17 protein-coding genes are annotated in these 20,430 nt (G+C 44.3%); 9 read left to right on the plus strand and 8 right to left on the minus strand.

Translation table 11 applies throughout. From position 1 onward, the window contains the following. Positions 1-27: 27 nt before the first annotated feature. Both AOT82_RS01305 and AOT82_RS01310 read right to left on the minus strand, forming a co-directional pair. Positions 28-864: an ABC transporter ATP-binding protein gene (locus AOT82_RS01305; protein ID WP_083328798.1), complete on the minus strand. Its 837-nt coding sequence runs from the start codon at positions 862-864 to the stop codon at positions 28-30. 6 nt (positions 865-870) lie between these two features. Further along, positions 871-1,458, minus strand: a complete 588-nt coding sequence (locus tag AOT82_RS01310; protein ID WP_071001470.1) for a thioesterase family protein — start codon at positions 1,456-1,458, stop codon at positions 871-873. Between the two features lie 231 nt (positions 1,459-1,689). Between AOT82_RS01310 and xthA the strand changes: the two genes are divergently transcribed. The 3 genes from xthA to AOT82_RS01325 all read left to right on the plus strand — a co-directional run bounded on the left by xthA (position 1,690) and on the right by AOT82_RS01325 (position 4,706). Further along, entirely contained in the window at positions 1,690-2,514 is an 825-nt protein-coding gene (gene xthA / locus AOT82_RS01315) for an exodeoxyribonuclease III (protein WP_071001471.1), read from the plus strand. A gap of 173 nt (positions 2,515-2,687) precedes the next feature. Next, positions 2,688-3,911, plus strand: coding sequence for a bifunctional glutamate N-acetyltransferase/amino-acid acetyltransferase ArgJ (gene argJ, locus AOT82_RS01320; RefSeq protein WP_071001472.1), 1,224 nt, complete (start codon positions 2,688-2,690; stop codon positions 3,909-3,911). A 396-nt stretch (positions 3,912-4,307) separates the two neighbouring features. Beyond that, entirely contained in the window at positions 4,308-4,706 is a 399-nt protein-coding gene (locus AOT82_RS01325) for a DUF4377 domain-containing protein (protein ID WP_058024290.1), read from the plus strand. Between the two features lie 119 nt (positions 4,707-4,825). On the opposite strand, the gene AOT82_RS01330 is transcribed toward AOT82_RS01325, so the two are convergent. After that, the gene (locus AOT82_RS01330; protein ID WP_071001473.1) at positions 4,826-6,259 is read right to left on the minus strand and encodes an L-serine ammonia-lyase; all 1,434 of its coding nucleotides are present in this window, start codon (positions 6,257-6,259) and stop codon (positions 4,826-4,828) included. 552 nt (positions 6,260-6,811) lie between these two features. Between AOT82_RS01330 and AOT82_RS01335 the strand changes: the two genes are divergently transcribed. Next, positions 6,812-8,236, plus strand: coding sequence for a solute carrier family 23 protein (locus AOT82_RS01335; protein ID WP_071001474.1), 1,425 nt, complete (start codon positions 6,812-6,814; stop codon positions 8,234-8,236). A gap of 145 nt (positions 8,237-8,381) precedes the next feature. Here AOT82_RS01335 and AOT82_RS01340 read toward each other — a convergent pair whose 3' ends face one another. Then, positions 8,382-9,314 (minus strand): DMT family transporter, encoded by a 933-nt coding sequence (locus tag AOT82_RS01340; protein ID WP_071001475.1) that lies wholly within the window; start codon positions 9,312-9,314, stop codon positions 8,382-8,384. A 376-nt stretch (positions 9,315-9,690) separates the two neighbouring features. Here AOT82_RS01340 and AOT82_RS01345 point away from each other — a divergent pair, with 376 nt between their 5' ends. Continuing rightward, complete coding sequence (locus AOT82_RS01345) at positions 9,691-10,701, plus strand: WG repeat-containing protein (RefSeq protein WP_083328799.1); 1,011 nt, start codon at positions 9,691-9,693, stop codon at positions 10,699-10,701. Between the two features lie 111 nt (positions 10,702-10,812). Here the strand turns inward: AOT82_RS01345 and AOT82_RS01350 are convergent, their stop codons facing one another. After that, a complete protein-coding gene (locus AOT82_RS01350) occupies positions 10,813-11,862 on the minus strand; it encodes an alpha/beta fold hydrolase (RefSeq protein ID WP_071001476.1) in 1,050 nt (349 codons plus the stop codon). Between the two features lie 27 nt (positions 11,863-11,889). After that, on the minus strand, positions 11,890-12,054 hold the full coding sequence (locus AOT82_RS01355; RefSeq protein ID WP_057759803.1) for a rubredoxin: 165 nt from the start codon (positions 12,052-12,054) through the stop codon (positions 11,890-11,892). A 349-nt stretch (positions 12,055-12,403) separates the two neighbouring features. Between AOT82_RS01355 and AOT82_RS01360 the strand changes: the two genes are divergently transcribed. Next, positions 12,404-12,970 carry an adenine phosphoribosyltransferase gene (locus AOT82_RS01360; protein ID WP_083328800.1) on the plus strand — a complete coding sequence of 189 codons (567 nt, stop codon included), beginning with the start codon at positions 12,404-12,406 and terminating at the stop codon, positions 12,968-12,970. Positions 12,971-13,056: 86 nt separating this feature from the next. Here AOT82_RS01360 and AOT82_RS01365 read toward each other — a convergent pair whose 3' ends face one another. Together AOT82_RS01365 and AOT82_RS01370 are read right to left on the minus strand one after the other, a co-directional pair. Then, positions 13,057-13,515 (minus strand): surface-adhesin E family protein, encoded by a 459-nt coding sequence (locus AOT82_RS01365; RefSeq protein ID WP_071001477.1) that lies wholly within the window; start codon positions 13,513-13,515, stop codon positions 13,057-13,059. 102 nt (positions 13,516-13,617) lie between these two features. Next, entirely contained in the window at positions 13,618-14,562 is a 945-nt protein-coding gene (locus AOT82_RS01370; protein WP_071001478.1) for a transaldolase, read from the minus strand. 778 nt (positions 14,563-15,340) lie between these two features. Here AOT82_RS01370 and pheA point away from each other — a divergent pair. From pheA to AOT82_RS01385, 3 genes are all read left to right on the plus strand, one after another. Beyond that, positions 15,341-16,513 carry a prephenate dehydratase gene (pheA, locus tag AOT82_RS01375; protein ID WP_071001479.1) on the plus strand — a complete coding sequence of 391 codons (1,173 nt, stop codon included), beginning with the start codon at positions 15,341-15,343 and terminating at the stop codon, positions 16,511-16,513. A gap of 95 nt (positions 16,514-16,608) precedes the next feature. After that, complete coding sequence (gene hisC, locus AOT82_RS01380) at positions 16,609-17,751, plus strand: histidinol-phosphate transaminase (protein ID WP_071001480.1); 1,143 nt, start codon at positions 16,609-16,611, stop codon at positions 17,749-17,751. Between the two features lie 222 nt (positions 17,752-17,973). After that, a complete protein-coding gene (locus AOT82_RS01385) occupies positions 17,974-20,265 on the plus strand; it encodes a bifunctional prephenate dehydrogenase/3-phosphoshikimate 1-carboxyvinyltransferase (RefSeq protein ID WP_071003592.1) in 2,292 nt (763 codons plus the stop codon). Positions 20,266-20,430: the final 165 nt, after the last annotated feature.

A 20,430-nucleotide genomic window follows, 5' to 3' on the forward strand; every position in this document is an offset into this window, starting at 1 on the left:
GCAAGTTTTTGAGCATCATATCGTGCCCTAGAGCGCTTCGGTTAGTACACCTGCTTGCATATGCCAATGTCTACTGGCCAATGACATAATCTCTTTGGTATCGTGAGTTACCCATAATAACGAGCGCTGCCTGTTGGCCTGCAACCATCTCATCAGCAAGCTGACCAACTGCGCTGAGGTGTCGATATCTAGCGCGGCGGTTGGCTCATCTAGTAATAGTACTCGCGGATTGAGTTGTAGTAGGCGTAAGGTATTGACCAGCTGACGCTCACCACCCGATAAGTGGTTGGCCTCTTGTTGCAAAAAGTCTGCATTTTTATTCAAAGACGCAAGTTGGGTCAAATGCCAGTTTATATCAAAACTTTGGGTCTGATGCGCGTCTAAAGCATAAGGCATCTTTAAATTATCAAGGACATTGCCCTCTAACAGCTGTGGCTGTTGAGCAAGCAGCGCCACTTGCTTGCGCCAAGTAATTGGCGATGTGGCGTGAATGCTTTCATCTCGCTGATGTGGCGTGGCATCACTACGCAAATGAATATCACCAGTGCTCATCGGCAACAATCCTGCCAGCACCCGCAAGAGGACAGATTTGCCACTACCAGAAGCCCCTGTCAACACGGTGATTTGTCCTGATAGTAGCTTGCCACTCGCACCGTTTATCAATATGCGGCTATGAGGCGATAGTCCATCAGATAGCGCATTTTTTTGTCGCTTATTTAACCACCTTTGATAGAGTTTATGCGGTACAAAGGTTTTTGTCTGTTCACCACTACTATGCTTAGGATTATTGCTACCGACTACCGGCCTGCCATGCACCCAGAGATTATTAAATTCAAGCAAAGTTCTATCAGGATCAATGCGCATAGCGTTCTACAGTCGCTCGTTCGTTTGCTCACTAATCGCCTGCTCAATGGCATCGCGTAGCTCTTTTGGTACACGGATAGGGCGCATGGGTGTGGTATTTACTGCGTTGTCAGCTTGAGCGTTATTTGTTTCGTTATTAGCCATTGGTTCTGGCTTAACGAGGTTTTGTACACAAGCAATGACGATCTTAGTGCTACTTAATATCTGGCTAGTGGTTTTGTCTGTAGCGCTATTATCTGATGTGCTACGGCGAATGCTTTGATAAAATATGATGCTAGCAGGCTTTAGCTCTACTTTATCGATACGTACAGAGATGACTTCATCTAAGAGAATGGCTCTCTTGTATTGTAAATCCGCCTGACTCACGACAAAATGCTGTATGTCGCCATCATCAGTTTGCAAAAAGTATCCGTTTAAGCCCAGTTTGGTAAACCAATCACGGCGGCAGTTCTCAAAAAACACCAGATGGTTGGCATGATAAACGATGCCGCCTGCATCCGTATGGTTGATGTAGACGTTATAATCTTTAGCAAATAGTGGTTCAATGTCGTTATTTACGGCTGTATTTGTATTTTTATGCTCAGTTGTCGTCATAACGGGCTCAGTATTTTTGATAAAGGTTGTTTAGCGAACGTAATTTATATATGTGGGCAAATAAAAAACCCGACAAAAAATAGTCTCTATTATATTTATAATAAGCGCTACTCTAGCTCAAGATATAAGGCCATGCAACAGCTAGGGCAGCCTAGGTCTGTTATCATAGGCTTTTGTATCAGATTCATCTATATCAGCATCGTATTTTAATCAATCAGTATAGGACAGTTTATGACCCGTTTTGTCAGTTTTAATATCAATGGTATCCGCGCTCGCCAGCATCAGCTTGAGGCAGTGCGCGAGGTAATCGATCCTGATGTCATGGGTCTACAAGAGACCAAAGTTCATGACGATCAATTTCCACTTGATGACATAAAAGCTCTAGGATATCAGGTAGAGTATTTCGGGCAAAAAGGACATTATGGCGTGGCACTACTGTCAAAAGTTGCGCCTATATTTGTACAAAAAGGCTTTCCTGGTGATGACGAAGAAGCACAAAAGCGCTTTATACACGCACGCTATGAGCTTGAAGGGCGTGAGGTTGATGTGCTCAATGGTTATTTTCCACAAGGAGAGAGCCAAGACCATCCGACTAAATTTCCGATGAAGCGTGCTTATTATGCAGATTTAATGGCTTATATTGATACACTAAAGGCAGAAGGTCGTTCGATCATTGTCATGGGAGATATGAATATTGCACCAGAAGACATAGATATCGGTATCGGTGAGGTCAATGCAAAGCGCTGGTTAAAAAATAGAAAAACCTCATTTTTGCCAGAGGAACGCGAATGGTACTCAGCATTAATGTCGCGTGAGTTGACCGATACGTACCGTTTGCATTATCCAGAGAGTACCGAATTATACAGTTGGTTTGATTATCGCAGCCGCGGCTTTAATGATGAACCCAAGCGCGGTTTACGTATCGATCATATTTTATGCACCTCAGACCTCGTTAGTGAATGCATTGGTGCTGGCATCAGCTATGAGCTACGTGCGATGGAAAAACCCTCAGATCATGCGCCAATCTGGTCGGCATTTGATCTAAAAAAACTGTAATATTCAGATATATAGTCAATCCACTATAAAGGCGTTACGGCGTTAACCTCGCTTGAAGTATGACATATACATCTGCACTCGGTTGCCTTGTACCACCTTTAAATTGGATCAACTATAGTGTTTATTACATCACCTAAAAACAACGATAAAAATTGAAAAATAAGGATTTTATTATGGCTGTTGGAAACGTAGCAGTACCTAACACAATCTATCCCATCGATGGCGTCAAGCTTAGCGCAACCGCAGCAGGGGTACGCTACAAAAATCGTGATGATTTGGTCGTGATTGAAATCGCTGAACAGGCCACGACCGCAGTTGTCACGACCAAAAATACATTTTGCGCCGCGCCTGTACGTATATTACGTGAGCACTTTACCAAGGCTAGTCCGCGTTATCTGGTAACCAATACAGGTAATGCAAACGCAGGGACGGGCGCTGATGGCAAACGCCGCGCTACTGAAATCTGTATTGCCTTGGCTGAAAAAGCTGGCGTAGAGGCTAATACAGTATTGCCATTTTCTACTGGCGTGATTGGCGAACCATTAAATAGTGACGCGGTCATTGCAGGTTTAGACGATGCGTTAGCAAACTTAGCCTCTGATAACTGGTTGGCTGCTGCTAACGGTATCCGAACGACAGATACTGTCCCTAAGCTTGCTAGCCAAAAAGTCGACGTTGCAGGTACTAGCTATCATATCACTGGCATGTCAAAAGGCTCAGGCATGATACGTCCAAATATGGCGACTATGCTGGGTTATGTCGCAACCGATGCCAATATCGCCGCTGATCTGTTGCAAGAGATGCTCAGCGCTATCAATGAACAGTCGTTTAACCGTATTACCGTTGATGGGGATACATCGACCAACGACTGCTGCGTGTTGATTGCGACAGGCGCTGCCAGCTCAGAGGTGATTGATAGTCCAGCGCATCCGCATTATCAGGCCGTTTTTGATGCACTGCGCGACGTGTTTGTACGTTTGGCACAGCTCATTGTCCGTGACGGTGAAGGGGCGACCAAGTTTATGACCGTCAAAGTGACTGGCGGGCAGACCACGCAAGAGTGCTGCGATGTGGCTTATGCTGTGGCGCATTCGCCGCTGGTAAAAACGGCATTCTTTGCGAGTGATGCAAACTGGGGGCGCATCTTGGCGGCAGTCGGTTATGCTGGTATTGACGACCTAGACACCGAGCAAGTTGATGTGTATTTAGATGAGGTGATGATTTGTCAAAATGGCGGTGTCGCGCCCAGCTATACAGAAGAAGCAGGTAAGGCCGTCATGAGCCGCGCTGAGATTACTATTCACATTGATTTGGCTCGTGGTGATGCTAGCGATACGGTGTATACCTGCGATTTGTCATACGACTATGTCAAGATAAACGCTGACTATCGCAGTTAGAAACAGTCTTAAAAGTTTCAATCTTGACAGATTTTTTAAATCTATTTATAAAAAGCCAGAGTGATTATTGCTCTGGCTTTTTTATGTCTAATACTAAGCTGTTATCAAATTACTCTTTTATTCAATACGCTTTATTAACATCAGTTGCAAAAGCTGACGTTACTTTACAAAGCAGTCATAGAGAGTAAGGTGAGTTGCGACCTATACTTGCTGGGGTAAGCAGATGATATCCACTACAACGCTAGTAAAGCTGGCTAGAGATTTCAATTAGCGTGACTCTAAATATCATCATGATAGAAAGAAGCTTTGTTGTATGAAGAAATGCAGTAGAGTTTTTAAAATAATAAATTTAGATAGAAAATGAAGAATTATTACCAATTATCTGAGGATTGAATAATGAAAAGATTAGCACTTGCAGCATTGATGACAACTTTTGCTCTTACTGGTTGTTCTACTATGGACATGGACAATGAGCGTACAATGGTTGTAGAAGGACAGCCTATGAACGTCAAAGTGGTAAATATTCCAAGTTTTGAAGTAGAAATCGCACCGCGTAAAGCAGTTTGTGACCTGACTGCAACAGACGGTACGATGGTTGAATCACAGTGCCTACAGTATCGCCAAACTTATCAGAAAAACTACACCACTTTAAGTGGTAACATTCAAGGCTTCACTTATGAGCCAAACTACCGTTATGTATTAGATGTACGCCAAGAAGCAGTCACTGCTGAAGGATCTAATGTGGTCAAACCAGTTTGGATTTTAAACGAAGTCGTTTCAAAAACTGCTGAATAGTACAGCTTGCAAGTATACAACTAATAAAAAGGCCGCTAATATATAGCGGCCTTTTTATTGATACGATATCTGCTGCTATGATGAGATAGCGTGGTTAAAAGTAACATTTATCAATTGCATTAACATTGACTGTAGTTAACACTAACGCCGCGCATCGCAGTAGGAATTCTATTATCAGCATAGACAGCTAGGCCACCACGAGCGGTCTCTTTATATTTATCAGACATATCAGCACCTGTCTGCTTCATGGTTTCTATAGCCTTATCCAAAGAGACGAAGTGCTGGCCATTTCCTCTACAGGCTAGACGTGCTGCGTTGATAGCTTTGACCGCCCCCATGGCATTGCGCTCGATGCAAGGCACCTGCACCAGTCCACCAATAGGGTCGCAGGTTAGACCTAAATTATGCTCAATACCGATTTCTGCCGCATTTAAGCATTTAGCTGGTGTCCCATTCATGATCTCTGCTAATGCAGAACCTGCCATCGCACATGCCGATCCAACCTCGCCTTGGCAGCCGACTTCAGCACCAGAGATGGAAGCGTTTTGCTTGATTAGGCTACCGATAGCGGTGGCGTTCAATAAAAACTTGCGGACACCATCTTGGCTATAGTTAGGTAAAAAATCACGATAGTAGTGCAGTACTGCAGGAATAATACCTGCTGCGCCATTGGTGGGTGCGGTCACAACTTTGCCGCCATTGGCGTTTTCTTCATTGACGGCGAGCGCATACAAGTCTACCCAGTCCATGGCGGCCAATTTGTCATTGTTGGTGACAGGTTGGTCTTTTTCCGCAGACAGCTGCCTGTGCAAATCTTGTGCGCGGCGTTTGACATCCAAGCCACCTGGCAAAATACCGCCATTTTCACAGCCTTGCTTAACACAATCTTGCATGACCTCCCAAATGCTATCTAGGTAGGCAAATACTTCTTCTTTGTCATGGAAGTGGCATTCATTGGCCAGTACCAATTCGCTGATGCTCAAATCATACTGACGACATTGTTCTAGTAGTTCTGCTGCATTATTAAAAGGATAAGGAACGCTATCGATCGTTGGGCTGGCATGATCTTCATCTGGATCGGTGGCATCTTCTTTATTGATGACAAAACCACCACCAATCGAATAGTAGGTCTGCTGATAACGAGTACCGTCAGTCGATATAGCACGAAGCGTCAGTGCGTTAGGGTGATAGGGCAGGACAGTATCGTCGTACCAATAAATATCCTGCTCTGTATCAAATGCAATCGTGTGAATACCTGACACATTTAATGTCTTGCCAGAAAAAATAGGAGAAAGATAGCTGCTGGTCATACGTGTATCGATGGTGCTAGGTGTATGGCCAAGTAACCCTAACAATATGGCAGTATCTGTTGCGTGCCCTTTTCCTGTCGCCGCCAAAGAGCCATAAAGCTCGATTTCAATCTTTGCGATAGCCGTCAGTTCCATTTGCTTGGTCAATGAGGCTAAAAATAAATTGGCTGCCACCATTGGTCCCACTGTATGTGAGCTCGATGGACCAATGCCGATTTTAAATAAATCAAAAATACTAATCATAATGAGTTACCGAAAATTCAAAGGCTTGAACAATTGTGATAATTGCCTTGAGCGCTTTTATTGAAAATATAATAGGCAGTCATTACTCTCAAGGCCCACTACAGAAGACTTGTGAGCGACCGTCTATAAAAATATTGCTATTAAAGAGTACAGATGGTGACTGAATAATCACTTTTATTTGTTTTGAAACTCCGCTATCATGCTCGGAGTCAACGACTATGTAACATCCTGTAAGTCAATATCGCTATTAAATAGGCTGGTTGGTAGAAGAGCAAACGTGCTTTTGATCACACAGCATCTTTGGTTATACATAGTGATCTAATACAACCAGCCAAGAACTGGCTATCATACCAAATAATACTTTTGGTTTGTCATATTACAACATAAATGAATGAATTGGGATGACATATTAGGAGTAGAGGATTATAACGTTTTTCTACCTATATGACCTGCTATCCATACAACCCTGTCTATCAGCCTCTCAATTTAGCTCAGTTTTTACTTTATTAGTTATTTTAGCCTATTACCTCAGCTCACATAGGACACGCGCGCATGCCATCTCAAAAAGACCCATCATCAGCTTCAGACAACAGCGCTCAAAACCAGTCAGCTCACAATGCATTGGAAGCTGCAGGTATTGATTCAGCAGCCATCAGTTATCCGCACAATCCAGATTTTGAAAATGGTCGCTGGTTTCCGACATGGCGACCTTACAAAGGCGATTTGGATCGCGATCCTGTAGGCATCAATGATTATCTGCCACCGTCAAAGAGTGTATTACTTGGTATACAACATACATTTGCCATGTTTGGTGCGACCGTCCTTGCGCCATTATTGATGGGATTTGACCCTAACTTAGCCATTTTGATGTCTGGTATCTGTACGGTGATGTTCTTTATGATCACTGGTGGGCGTATGCCAAGCTACTTGGGATCAAGCTTTGCTTTTATTGGTCCAGTGATTGCGGTAACTGCGTATGCAGGGGCAGGGTTCAATGCCAATTTGAATGTCGCGCTAGGCGGTATCATGGCCTGCGGTATCATTTATGCGCTGATTGGCCTGTTAGTGATGAAAACAGGCACTGGCTGGATTGAGCGCTTGATGCCGCCTATCGTCACTGGTGCTATTGTCATGATTATTGGTCTTAATTTGGCACCAGTTACTATCCAAGGGGTTTCTGCCAATCAGTTTGATGCTTGGATGGCTACGTTGACCGTACTACTCATCAGTGGAGTGGCGGTATTTACCCGTGGCATGTTACGTCGTTTGCTGCTACTCGTGGGTTTGGTATTATCATACATCGCTTATTTTGTGATGACCAATATCCTAGGTTTTGGGACGGCAATTGATTTTAGCGCAGTCGCTGCGGCTGCATGGTTTGGTCTTCCCAGCATCCATACCCCACGCTTTGAGATGAGCGCTATTATTCTCATTGCGCCTGTCGCCTTTATTTTGGTCGCTGAAAACTTAGGTCACTTTAAGGCAGTGGAAGGTATGACCAAGTCTCGCGTGACCCCTTATATGGGCCGAGCATTTTTTGCCGATGGCTTGGCAACGACTTTCTCAGCAGGATTTGGCGGTACAGGTGTGACTACCTATGCTGAAAACATCGGGGTGATGGCGGTCACCAAAGTATATAGCACAACGATATTTGTCGTCGCAGGTATGGTCGCTATTATATTAGGGTTATCACCAAAATTTGGTGCCATTATTCAAACGATACCAGCGGCTTTATTGGGCGGCGCTTCTATCGTCGTTTTCGGTCTGATCACGATCGCTGGGATAAAAATCTGGATCGACAGCCACATTGATTTTAGTAAAAATAGCAATCTGATCATCGCGGCAGTGACCGTAATCATGGGTACAGGTAACTTTAGCTTGCACTTAGGTGGTTTTGATTTGGGTGGTATCGGCACCGCTACGTTGGCTGCTATCTTGCTAAATGCCTTATTTAATAAAAGTTCTGACGTTAAATAAGTAATGCTGATAAGATTAAAATTTGAGCCTATCGAATAAAAATAGTAAACGTATATCTTCTCTAATAAAAAGCGCCCATGCTATGAATAGTATGGGCGCTTTTTATTAAATGTCTGCGTGAGACAATCGTATCAATACTACTTAATTACTTATAGTCTCGCTTATAAAATCTTGAAAAAAATCGATAGCGGCGTAGCGCGCGTGGTTTTGGTTTTAGTGACCCTAAATAAATAGCAAGCATGGTTAACAAGGCGCCGCCCCATTGTAAGCCATTGATAGGTTTGTCCAGCCAGCTATAGTCAATAACCAAAGCGGCGATGGGTTCAGTTAACAATAACAGACCCGTCAATGCCAGAGACAACTTAGGAATAGAATAAGCAATCAGACCCCATGCCAAACACTGCATCACTGTCCCGTAGATAAGCACCCAACCAATCTTAGACCATGTGTTGGGCAAAATATGACCTGTATCGAATATAAACATAGGCACAATCATGGCTAAGACGCCACCGATACTAATCAGCTGCATCAGCATAAATATCGGTGTCGGTTCGGTATCATGTGTCTTTCGAATAAAAGTCATCGACGCACCTAGCATTGCTCCTGACACAATACCCGTGACAAATCCCCAAGTGGCAGCGGAATTGTATGCAAATTCAGGACTGCCTATCATTGCAACGCCCAGCATCGCTAAAAATAAACTGATGATCTGCACGATAGATTGGCGCTCATTGAAATATAAAAAACCAATGGCAGCTAAAAAGAAGATTTGTAAGCTATTGAGCAGGGTTGAAATACCAGGACCCACAGCATAAATACTCTCGTGCCAAAGCGCCAAGTCTAATCCTAAAAATGCACCTGACAATAAACCATAAAAAATAGCACGTTTTGATTGTGGCATCTGTTGGCGCATCACCTTGGCTAAAATCGCAAAGACAATACCTGAAATGGCCAGTCGCCAAAATGACATCGCCCAGCCACCGATATCGACGTGAGCGACAATCAGACTGCCCAGCCCAAAGATAATACAACCGATAACTAGACCAATAGGGGCAGCGCGTGAAGAAGCAGTCGCCATAAAACGTCCTTATATTATTATTCTTATGGTCCTAGACCAATGTGAGGGTTAGCCAAAGCCCTATTGTCGTGGTTTTAAGCAAAAAATAAAATGGCAAAACCAAAATTTATTCTGGTTATTAGATAGATCGTTGCTGTAGATAATTTATTAAACCAAATAGTACGAAAAAGTCTCGTAGGCAGTAGAACCATCTTGTGACCTTACTCACACAATAATGCTTGTACAACAGCGCTTATATAATCGAGTCACATCCTTACAGGAATGATATTGGCTCTGATATCGCAATTTGTTAGTCTAGTACTCATAAAATCACCAGTCATGATTCGCTATATCAAACAATATTATTTGCCTAGGTTTGCTTATACTCCGACATTTTATGTCAAAAATACAACCAAATGTGACCTCTTGTTTGCCTCTAAAAATATCGCAATTTAGCTTTGCGATAGGTATCGTCTCTAGTGCAATTTTTTTAATGCCTAGCGCCCAAGCGGCCAGTTGCAAGCTCCCCAAAAGCTACTATAAAAACGTCTCTTGTACGTCTACTAGCGGCTATTTTTTAGCAATCAAAGATTTTGGTGCGCCAGTCGCTCTGATTGACAGCAAAGGTAAAAGGGTCGTTGATTTATCACGTTATCAGAAAGTCGATGCCGACAAGATATCGGGCGGGTTACTACCTGTATTGCGCAACAGTCGGGTCGGTTATCTCAATATGCAGGGACGTGAAGTCGTGCCTGCAATGTACGATATGCTCAAAGGAAATCAAGGGTGGGCGCGTCCAGTATCTGAAGGACGTATCGTCGTAAAAAAAGATGGTAACTACGGTGTTATCAATACCTCCAACAGCACGGTTGTCTCGTTTTCAGCATCGATTGACGAGATCGATGATTATCGTAATGGGAGAGCGCGCGTCCGTAAAAACAGTGTGATAAGCTGGTTAGATAAAAATGGTAATGCAACGCGTGATCCAAATGCTCAGGATAAGAGTCAGTCGACTAAAAAATCCACAGCTTCTACTAACAATACGTCATCACAATCAAGACAACCTGCACCTACACGTTTTACGACATTACAATCACGTCAGCAAGATGGAAAGTGGGGCTTCGTTGACGACAACGACGTCACGATGATTACCTATTCGTTCGATGAAGTCCGTCCATTCTCTGAAGGATTCGCGGGCGTTCGTATCGGAGAGGAGTGGGGCTTTGTCAATCTGGGCGGTGAGCTAGTGATTCCTTTTCGCTTCACTAGTGATGGGGTATTAACTGATGATAATTATAAGGGTCAACCCTCATTTGTATTTACAGGTGGTAAGGCATGGATCGGCAATTTAAAAAACGGCAATAAAATGTGCATCAATAAAGAAGGTACAGGTGTCAGCTGCGATTAGCGTTATATCCATAATCTATAATTGGTATACAACGAAAAAAAGTGTAAACTCTATTCGTTATCGATAGGGTTTACACTCTTTTTTATGGCTAGTGTTACTATAGGCGAATAGCTATTTTTCTAACAAATGATTGCTAATCAAATCGACCATATAAGGCTGATAATATTCTGGAATATCATGCGCCATACCTTCGATTAAATGAAACTTGGCATTAGGAATGGTTTTTGCCACCACTCGACCTTGTGACGCCGGTAGTAGTCCGTCAGCGCTACCGTGTAAGACAATCGTTGGTGCTTTGACTTGCTTACTAAAGCGGCTGATAGAGCCTGATGCCAAGATAGCATTGAGCTGCTGCACCGTACCGAGTGGGTGAAAATTGCGTTGATAGCGGATTTTGGCAATTTCACGCACCATGCGCACATTGACGTGACCTGGTGTGCCAACCGTTTTCATAAACCAGACACTATGGCGTACGATATCACGCTCAGAGTGGCTCTCTGGACGATTGATAAGGGTGTATAGCTGCTTAGGTCTTGGCGGTTTTAAAAATGCTCGATTGGTCGTGGTAAACATAAGCGCCATACGCTGCACCAAGCTTGGATAACGTGCCGCCACAATTTGAGCAATCATCCCGCCCATAGAGGCACCAAGCAGATGTGTTTTGCCAAGCTTTAGCGCCTTGATCAAACGGGCGGTGTCTTCTGCCATGTCAGTCAAGTTATAAGCCACCTGAGTGCTTTTGTTTGATAGACCCGTTTGTAGGCGTACCATCATTTTGAGCTGGTTGATACGCGGTAGGCCCTCGATCTGTACTTTAGAAGACAGGCCAATATCACGATTGTCAAAACGGATCACAAAAAAACCAGCATCAATAAAGCGCTTAATAAAATTGTCTGGCCAAAATATCATTTGCGAACCCAGTCCCATGATCATCAGTAGGGGCGGATTATTAGGGTTGCCACCCGCTTCGACACACAACTCTATACCATCACCAATATCAATCATCGCTTGATGAAGGTGTTGGCTAAGATCGGAGTCGCGCCACTGATGTTCCCCAAACCGTTGCCATTCAGGATTAGGGTAAAAGTCTAGAGTATTGTCTAAACTGGTATCTGACGTTTCCGGCAATTTGGCACTATTAATGTCATTTGATGTTGTCATGAAGTGTCCTAATTAGAGGGTCATCTACTACAGCTCAAGCATCTCAAAATCAAGCTTGCCGACACCGCACTCAGGGCAGGTCCAGTCATCAGGGATGTCTTCCCATTTGGTGCCAGGGGCAATACCTTCTTCAGGGCAGCCAAGCGCTTCGTCATAGATCCAGCCGCAGACAATACATTCATAACGTTTCATAAATAGTCCTATCGATCATTACCAGTGTCACAGTGCGCCATAAACGCTTATATTTCGTATTACAGTCATTATATTAGACGGTAAAAGCGCACGTAGTTTAGCATATAACCGTTATTTTCATAGTTAAGTTTACACTTGTATATTGAGATGAAATTGGCTTTTATCAAGTCCATCATCTGTACCATTGTACCGAAGCGAAGTACGATCTTGGGCTATAAGCCGCCACAAAAAAGCCAATCATGCTATAATAACGGCCGCTAAATTGACACTGTCAGCCATAATTGCCTGCTGATCTATCAGTGTCTAACTATTGTCCAAGCCATATAACATATACAAGCTAAGGGTTTTCATGAGTATTAACGCCGCCACATCTGCCACTACCGAAAATGAGACGACTCCAATGCTCAATACAGACCATCCGTTTTGGCAGATTATTCGCACAGTACCAGACTTTCCAAAAGTCGGCATTGATTTTTATGATATTACCCCGTTACTGCGCAGTCATATTGATGCTGTCATTGATGCGCTGCTTGCCGCGTTGCCAGAGGGACTGATGGATGAGGTGGATTGCTTAGGGGCTGTTGAAGCACGTGGATTTGTATTTGCCAGTATGCTGGCAGGAAGATTGGGTAAGGGTATGATCTTGCTCCGTAAACCAGGTAAACTGCCACCACCTGTCGCTAATAAAGCATATGCGCTTGAGTATGGCAAAGACACGCTTGAGATGCAAAATAATTTGCCACCTGAACGTGTATTACTGGTCGATGATATCTTGGCGACTGGAGGCACATTGACGACCGCTTATGAGTTATGCCAGTCAGCCGATCATACTGTGGTCGGCGCATTAGTTTTATTAGATTTGGTTGAGCTACATGGCGAGTTCCCAGTACCTGTCTATACGGTATTAAAAGCGTAAGTCTGATTGTTCAAGAGAGTTTATAGAGTATAAAAAAGCGCCCTGAAAATCATCAGGGCGCTTTTTTTGTGGTGAGTCTAATGATATTACGATTTGTTTTGCTCATAGCTTTTACAGGCGTACTCGATCAGCGTGCGACCAACCGTCTTTGGTGTGGTGATCTTAAAGTCTTTGGTGGTCAGTATAGGCTTTTCTGATTGCCACGACTTAATGACTTTATTATCAGCGCTATAATCGACGTAAGCTCTTTTATAGTAACTGAAATCTTTACAAGAAATCAGTAATTGCTGATCACTATGATGGATGGGTTTTTCTTTCACTGTGCTCTTATCTTTTTGCGTAGGATAAGGATAGGTTCTTAGCAAAGAGACAGTGATATTTTCGACGTCTTTTTCGTCTATGATGTTGATGTCAGAGTGTTCGATAGAGTCTACATCTAAGCTAAACGTCGATCCAGAGTCGCTCTTGGTCACCTCGACCCAATTGACCGCATGGGCGCTGGTCATTAAAACACTGCCTGCCAATAACATTGATAGCCGTTTCATACTTAAGCCTTGCTTCTTGTTATCTGAAGTCGCTCATAATAGCCAACTTACTGTGGGCAGGCAAATATCTTTTGTGCCAGACGAGTGCTTATTGTGTCTCGTTTATTGCCCGCGGATGGCCGCTAACGTCTTTGCCAGCTCATCACGTGCTCCAATAAAACCATCAATACCTTTTGGTAATAGGTCTTGTGTGACTGTGTCTTGCTGATAGGCCGCGCTAAACTCTTCATGCGTCAAGCTCACTTGGCTCATCACTTGCATATCCATGGACATGCTCGGCGATAACTGACGAGGCACATCAATATCCATGGCTGCCAGCTCATCGATTAGGTTGGGTGCAATGGTCAACAAATCGCAACCTGCAAGTGCCAATATCTGCTCAGTTGAGCGGAAACTCGCCCCCATGACTTGCGTATGATAGCCATGCTGCTTGTAGTATTGGTAAATGCGTTTGACAGATTGTACGCCCATGTCCTCAGAAGCCGGTACGTTTTGACGGTTTTGTTGACGTTTTTGCCAGTCCAAAATACGCCCTACAAAAGGAGAGATGAGCGTCACGCCCGCATCTGCGCAGGCAATTGCTTGATGTTGACCAAATAATAGGGTCAAATTGCAGTGGATGCCTTGGGTTTCAAGATAACGCGCCGCTTCAATGCCTTGCCAAGTTGCTGCCATTTTGATCAATACTCGCTCTGAGTCGATGCCAGCTTTTTGATAAGCGTCCATAAAAGCCAAGGCTTTATCGATCGTCGCCCCAGTATCATAAGACAAACGCGCATCGACTTCGGTAGAAACGCGCCCTTCAATAAGCGCCAAAATATCACAACCAACTTGAATGGTCAGGGCGTCAATCACTGCATCTACATCGCCATTATGGCGGCTCATTGTTTCTGATAGCATACCTTGGTTATCAGGATGAATGAGGGCTTTGGTGATGAGGCTTGGATTGGTGGTCGCATCGATAGGTTTTAGTCGGGCAATAGCAGCAAGGTCGCCAGTATCAGCGACAATGGTCGTCATGGTACGTAATTGTTGTAATGCGCTCATCAGATATCCTTTTTCTTATTAATGATATGGTGCTCCTCTTATATGTCGCAGGGTAGGGAGCTGAATGGAAACTGTAACACAGTTTACTACGTGTGTTTGCTCATAGTTGTGCTATGCGCCACTGTCATATCACTTAACTGTGATAATATTAGGGCGTGTTGAACATTCGACCATGGCACTGACAGCGACTATTTTTTAGGCGATTCGATGTTAAAAATAATAAGTTTAGTCATTCTAAGCGCTTATTTTTAACGATGAAGCGGCAAAAAAGAGTCCTGTCCCCTGCTTTTATCGTTGGGGCTGATGCTAAAATTGCCCCATACTGTGTTACAAATCTCGCTAAGGCATCTGCATTATCGTCGCTTTGTGTCTTGTCTGGAACAATTTTAGCGATCAGCAGTGCCTATTTGCGAATGTTCAATACGCCCTAATAATAATTTGCTGGCTTATCACTATTTACGAATGGGCACTGACCTGAGTTTTTGCTATAGTAGAGCCGGTCATCCACTGGTCTGCTGTACTTGGCGACCAATATAGCAGTAATTCCAGAGAACGCCAATGACACGCGATATTTCTGATAGACTGTTTTTGGATGATGGTTAAAATAGTTTTGGTCATTGACCGCTATTTACCAATGACTTCATAATGACACTCTCAAGCACTATCGGTATATAGAGATAGTCGAAGCATTTAAAAAACACAGTAAAATTTAGCAGATATTCATATCTAAATATTAATAATACCTAACAGTGATAAAATCTAAAAAGGATGGGCGGTAATGAGCGAGCAGTCACCAGAACAAACCATGGATAATCTAAATCAAACCGCCGCAGGCGCTAGCGATACCGCAACTGAAAAAGAATTTTTAGATAATATTCGCCAAAACATTGATGCGGTCGACTGCGAGATTCAAACACTCATCAATAATCGTGCCAAGCTGGCGCAACAAGTAGCAGCGGTAAAGAAAAACCACACGGCCGCTGATGACAGTAGTGACCCTATTTTTTATCGTCCTGAGCGTGAAGCACAGGTGCTAAAAGCGGTCATGGAGCGCAATACGGGTCCAATCGCTGACGAAAAGATGGCACGTTTGTTTCGTGAGATTATGTCCGTATGTTTAGACTTAGAAGCGCCGCAGCGTATTGCTTTCTTAGGACCAGTTGGCACCTTTACCCATGCCGCTGCATTAAAGCATTTTGGTAAAGCTGCTGATACCGTGCCAATGACGACCATTACCGATGTATTCCGTGAGGTTGAAGCAGGCACGGCGATGTATGGCGTTGTCCCTGTCGAAAACTCTTCAGAAGGGGTGGTCAATCATACTTTGGATGGATTCTTATCTTCTAGTCTAAAAATTATTGGTGAAGTTGAACTACCGATTCATCAAAACTTCTTGGTCGCTGAGCATACTAAGCTTGATGGTTTGAGCCGTATTTATTCGCACCAGCAGTCATTGGCGCAGTGTCGTCATTGGCTAGATGTGAATTTCCCTAATGTGGAGCGCGTTGCGGTATCAAGCAATGGTGAAGCGGCGCGTCGCCTCAAAAACGAATGGCATTCAGCAGCAATCGCTGGCGACGTTGCGGTTGCAGAGTACGGCTTGCATAAGCTTTACTCAAACATTGAAGACAATCCAAGCAACACCACTCGTTTCCTTATCATCGGACATGAGGCCATTGCGCCTTCTGGTCAAGACAAAACCTCCATCGTGGTCTCAGCTCATGACAGAGCTGGTGCATTGATCGAGATCTTGAAACCGTTATCATATCACGGCGTTTCGATGACCAGTATTGAGACACGTCCTGAGCGTCCTAATAAGTGGGCATATGTGTTCTTTATTGATATGAACGGTCATATCAATGATCCAAATGTTAGCGCCGCTATCAACGATATTCGCCCATTGGTAAAAGATCTGCGCATCTTAGGCTCGTATCCAAAAGCAGTATTGTAGAGATATATTGGCTCATCTATTAGCTTGTTTATCTATCGAGATTGACACCTAATAGATGGGCGATCGCATTTAGTGATAACCTCCAAGGATAAACCATGCAGCCTGATCAATTGACAGCGTCAAACCTATCGCCATTAACGCCAGCTTATGACAGTATTCTGGCGTTGGCACCTTATCAGACAGGTAAACCAATTGAAGAGCTGACGCGCGAATATGGTGTCTCAGATGTGGTGAAGCTGGCTAGCAATGAGAACCCGATGGGGTGCTCACCGCGAGTGACACTAGCCATCACTGAGCAGCTTGGTCAATTATCACGTTATCCTGATGGCAATGGCTATTATCTGAAGCAAGCGTTGGCTGACTTTAATGATGTCAAGGTCGAGCAGATTACGCTTGGCAATGGCTCTGATGATTTGCTCGATATTTTGGCACGTAGTTTTGTGGGTGCTGATGATGCTATCGTCTATAGTCAGTATGCGTTTGTGGTCTACTCTATGCTGGCAAAGATGCAAGGCGCGATGGATGTTGAGGTGCCTGCTCAACGGTTTGGTCATGACCTAAAAGCCATGAGCCAAGCAGTCCAAGATAATCCCAATACCAAAATCGTCTTTATTGCCAATCCCAACAATCCAACGGGCACGCAGTTAGAGCAAAAAGAGCTGCGCCAGTTCGTTGCCAGTGTGCCAAGCTCAGTCTTGGTGGTACTAGATGAAGCTTATATCGAGTATAGCCCTGAGAGTAACAACCGCGCATTGTTAGATGAGTTTGATAATGTCATCATTGTGCGTACGTTTTCTAAAGCTTATGGGCTGGCAGGTTTACGTGTGGGCTATGCCTTAAGCTCAGTAGCTGTTGCAGAGTTATTGAACCGAATTCGTCAGCCATTCAATGTCAGCCGTGTAGGCCTAGCTGCTGCCGCTGCAGCACTTGCTGATCAAGATTTTATCGAAAAAACGCACCAGATGAATGATGAGCAAATGCGTTGGTTAGAAAAGCAGTTTGATACATTGGGATTGGGTTTTGTGAAGTCGCATGCCAATTTTATTATGGTGGAAGTGCAGGTTGAGATGGAAGATATAACTGCCGCTTCAATCCATCAAGCACTCCTTGAGCAAGGCGTTATTGTTCGGCCATTGGGCGCTTATGGGCTGCCAAACTGGTTACGCATTACGGTAGGTGTGGCTGAGGACAATTTACGTTTGATTGATACTTTGCGTTCTATTCTCAGTGAAGACTAGAGCATGTCCCCAATTCAAACGTTTATCACCATTTTTAAAATAGGGACATGTCCTCATCACATCCATCGATATGTTTTGATCAAAGGTATTATTTAGTAAGAAGTGATCTTAACTAGCCATTAACTTATATAACGCTGGGATTTACCGAAATTTATCCGAGCGCGTTCAACGAGAAAAGCCGTGAGTCGTCAGAAAAAAAACAATCTTCAGCCCTCTTTAAATATGCATCGACCTATATTCGAACAAGTTTGTGTGATTGGACTTGGGCTCATTGGTGCTAGCTTCGCGCAAGCTATTGAAGATAATGGCTTAAGTGAGCGTCTTGTCGCAGTCGATAGTCATGCACCAAGTATTACAGAAGCTATCGAGCATGGTCTGCTTGATGCTGGTAGTGCAAACCTACAAGACGTCATAAGCGGTAGTGATTTAATCATCATTGCAGTGCCTGTACAGGCAGTACAAGCAGTGTTTGTAGATATCAAACAGGCAATGGATAACGGACAGCTTGCCGCTGACTGTATCTTAACCGATGTTTGTAGTACCAAAGTCAATATCATTGACGCGGCCAAAGCGGTGTTTGGTTCGTTGCCGGTAGGTCTAGTGCCAGCGCATCCAATTGCTGGGGCTGAAAATTCAGGGTATCATGCCAGACGCGCCAGTTTATTTGTCAATCATAGTGTCATCATCTGTGAGCTAGCTACCACAAGCAATGTCGCGATTACTAAGTTGCGACTATTGTGGGAATCAGTGGGTGCAAATGTCATATCGATGGATGCAGGTCACCATGATCGTATATTGGCGCATACCAGCCATTTGCCGCATCTGCTTGCCTTTAACTTGGTTGAGCAATTAGCAAGCCACGATGATAATTTAGATATGTTTCGTTATGCTGCCGGTGGGTTCCGCGATTTTACGCGTATCGCCGCAAGCGACCCCAAAATGTGGCATGATATATTTTTTGCCAATCAAAGCGCCATTGTGAGCGCCCTTGATGAGTATGGTGTCTATCTGCAAACCATGCGCCAGCTCATCATTGATAAAGATTCAACCGCCCTGATGGGACTTTTGGGCCGCGCGCAAGCCGCACGGCGACATTTTGGCCATATGTTAGCCAGCACCCCTTATACGGATACTTCTGCCATGTCAGCTTCTTATAATATTACCCCTAGCAATACTGTCTCTGGCACCATTGCCATTCCTGGTGACAAATCTATCTCGCATCGCAGCATCATGCTTGGCAGTCTTGCCACAGGCGTAACCCACGTTACTGGATTCTTGGAAGGGGAAGATGCCCTTGCAACGCTGCAAGCATTTCGGGATATGGGTGTGACCATCGAAGGCCCTGATAATGGTAATTTGACCATTCATGGTGTCGGTATGAATGGCCTAAAGCCTAGCAAAACGCCTTTGTATATGGGTAACTCGGGCACGAGCATGCGCCTGCTATCTGGTATCTTGGCGGCGCAATCGTTTGATAGCGTATTAACGGGTGATACTAGCCTAAACAAACGCCCGATGGAGCGTGTGGCTGCACCGTTACGCACGATGGGTGCCGTCATCCAAAGTACGGGTCATAGTGGTACGGCACCGCTTAGCATTACGGGTCGTGATACCGCTGGTAAGCCATTGCAAGGCACCGAATATGATATGCCAGTGGCGTCAGCACAAGTAAAATCTTGCTTGCTGCTAGCAGGTCTATGGGCCGAGGGTACGACAACGGTCACTCAGCCTGAGATCAGCCGTGACCATACCGAGCGTATGCTATCAGCCTTTGGTTATCCAGTAATTGTAGAAGGCAACCGTATCAGTGTCACCGGTGGCGGCATACTAACAGGTGGCGATATTGCGGTTCCTGCTGATATCTCATCTGCGGCGTTTTTTATGGTGGCCGCTGCTATTAGCCAAAATAGTGAGTTGACCTTGACGCAAGTCGGTATCAATCCTACGCGTACTGGCGTTATTGATATTCTAAAATTAATGAATGCAGATATTAGCCTAAGCAATGAGGCCCATGTTGGCGGCGAGCCAGTGGCTGATATTACCATTCGCAGCTCAAACTTGGTCGGTATTGAGATACCAGAGCATCTCGTACCACTAGCGATTGATGAGTTCCCTGTACTGTTTGTCGCGGCTAGCTGTGCCAAAGGGCGTACCGTCTTGACTGGTGCTAAAGAGTTACGCGTCAAAGAGTCGGATCGTATTGCGGTGATGGCAGAGGGCTTACAGACGCTTGGCATCGATTGTACCGTCACTGATGATGGGCTGATTATTGAAGGCAAAGGCACTGCTACTGAGAACGGCGATATAAATAATAGCCAGCCTGTTTTTGGTGGTGGTCACATTGTCTCGCATCATGATCACCGTATTGCGATGAGTTTCTCTGTTGCGAGTCTGCGTGCATCTGAGCAGATCACCATTGAGGGGGTTGAGACGGTCAATACCAGCTTCCCAGGTTTTGCTGAGCTGGCTAACCAAATCGGTATGTCTATTCAAGTGGATACTGATGCTGAATAAATGAGTGAGTACGGATCAACATTTTCCTATAATCATGCACTGTAAAGCATTCATAAAAAGCTCAATCTAATATCGTTAGCAATGTACTCATGTCACTATTGGCATGAGTATATTGCTTTTTATCTTATAATTTCACTGTAGTGACCCTGCGCTTTCACCACTAAA

Origin of the sequence: Psychrobacter sp. AntiMn-1, assembly GCF_001854065.1 — a bacterium.
Lineage (GTDB): Bacteria > Pseudomonadota > Gammaproteobacteria > Pseudomonadales > Moraxellaceae > Psychrobacter > Psychrobacter pacificensis.

Bases quoted from the DNA above. Each gene is read 5' to 3' on its own strand.
- AOT82_RS01305 (WP_083328798.1), bottom strand. From the start codon at position 864: ATGCGCATTGATCCTGATAGAACTTTGCTTGAATTTAATAATCTCTGG.
- AOT82_RS01310 (WP_071001470.1), bottom strand. From the start codon at position 1,458: ATGACGACAACTGAGCATAAAAATACAAATACAGCCGTAAATAACGAC.
- xthA (WP_071001471.1), top strand. From the start codon at position 1,690: ATGACCCGTTTTGTCAGTTTTAATATCAATGGTATCCGCGCTCGCCAG.
- argJ (WP_071001472.1), top strand. From the start codon at position 2,688: ATGGCTGTTGGAAACGTAGCAGTACCTAACACAATCTATCCCATCGAT.
- AOT82_RS01325 (WP_058024290.1), top strand. From the start codon at position 4,308: ATGAAAAGATTAGCACTTGCAGCATTGATGACAACTTTTGCTCTTACT.
- AOT82_RS01330 (WP_071001473.1), bottom strand. From the start codon at position 6,259: ATGATTAGTATTTTTGATTTATTTAAAATCGGCATTGGTCCATCGAGC.
- AOT82_RS01335 (WP_071001474.1), top strand. From the start codon at position 6,812: ATGCCATCTCAAAAAGACCCATCATCAGCTTCAGACAACAGCGCTCAA.
- AOT82_RS01340 (WP_071001475.1), bottom strand. From the start codon at position 9,314: ATGGCGACTGCTTCTTCACGCGCTGCCCCTATTGGTCTAGTTATCGGT.
- AOT82_RS01345 (WP_083328799.1), top strand. From the start codon at position 9,691: ATGTCAAAAATACAACCAAATGTGACCTCTTGTTTGCCTCTAAAAATA.
- AOT82_RS01350 (WP_071001476.1), bottom strand. From the start codon at position 11,862: ATGACAACATCAAATGACATTAATAGTGCCAAATTGCCGGAAACGTCA.
- AOT82_RS01355 (WP_057759803.1), bottom strand. From the start codon at position 12,054: ATGAAACGTTATGAATGTATTGTCTGCGGCTGGATCTATGACGAAGCG.
- AOT82_RS01360 (WP_083328800.1), top strand. From the start codon at position 12,404: ATGAGTATTAACGCCGCCACATCTGCCACTACCGAAAATGAGACGACT.
- AOT82_RS01365 (WP_071001477.1), bottom strand. From the start codon at position 13,515: ATGAAACGGCTATCAATGTTATTGGCAGGCAGTGTTTTAATGACCAGC.
- AOT82_RS01370 (WP_071001478.1), bottom strand. From the start codon at position 14,562: ATGAGCGCATTACAACAATTACGTACCATGACGACCATTGTCGCTGAT.
- pheA (WP_071001479.1), top strand. From the start codon at position 15,341: ATGAGCGAGCAGTCACCAGAACAAACCATGGATAATCTAAATCAAACC.
- hisC (WP_071001480.1), top strand. From the start codon at position 16,609: ATGCAGCCTGATCAATTGACAGCGTCAAACCTATCGCCATTAACGCCA.
- AOT82_RS01385 (WP_071003592.1), top strand. From the start codon at position 17,974: ATGCATCGACCTATATTCGAACAAGTTTGTGTGATTGGACTTGGGCTC.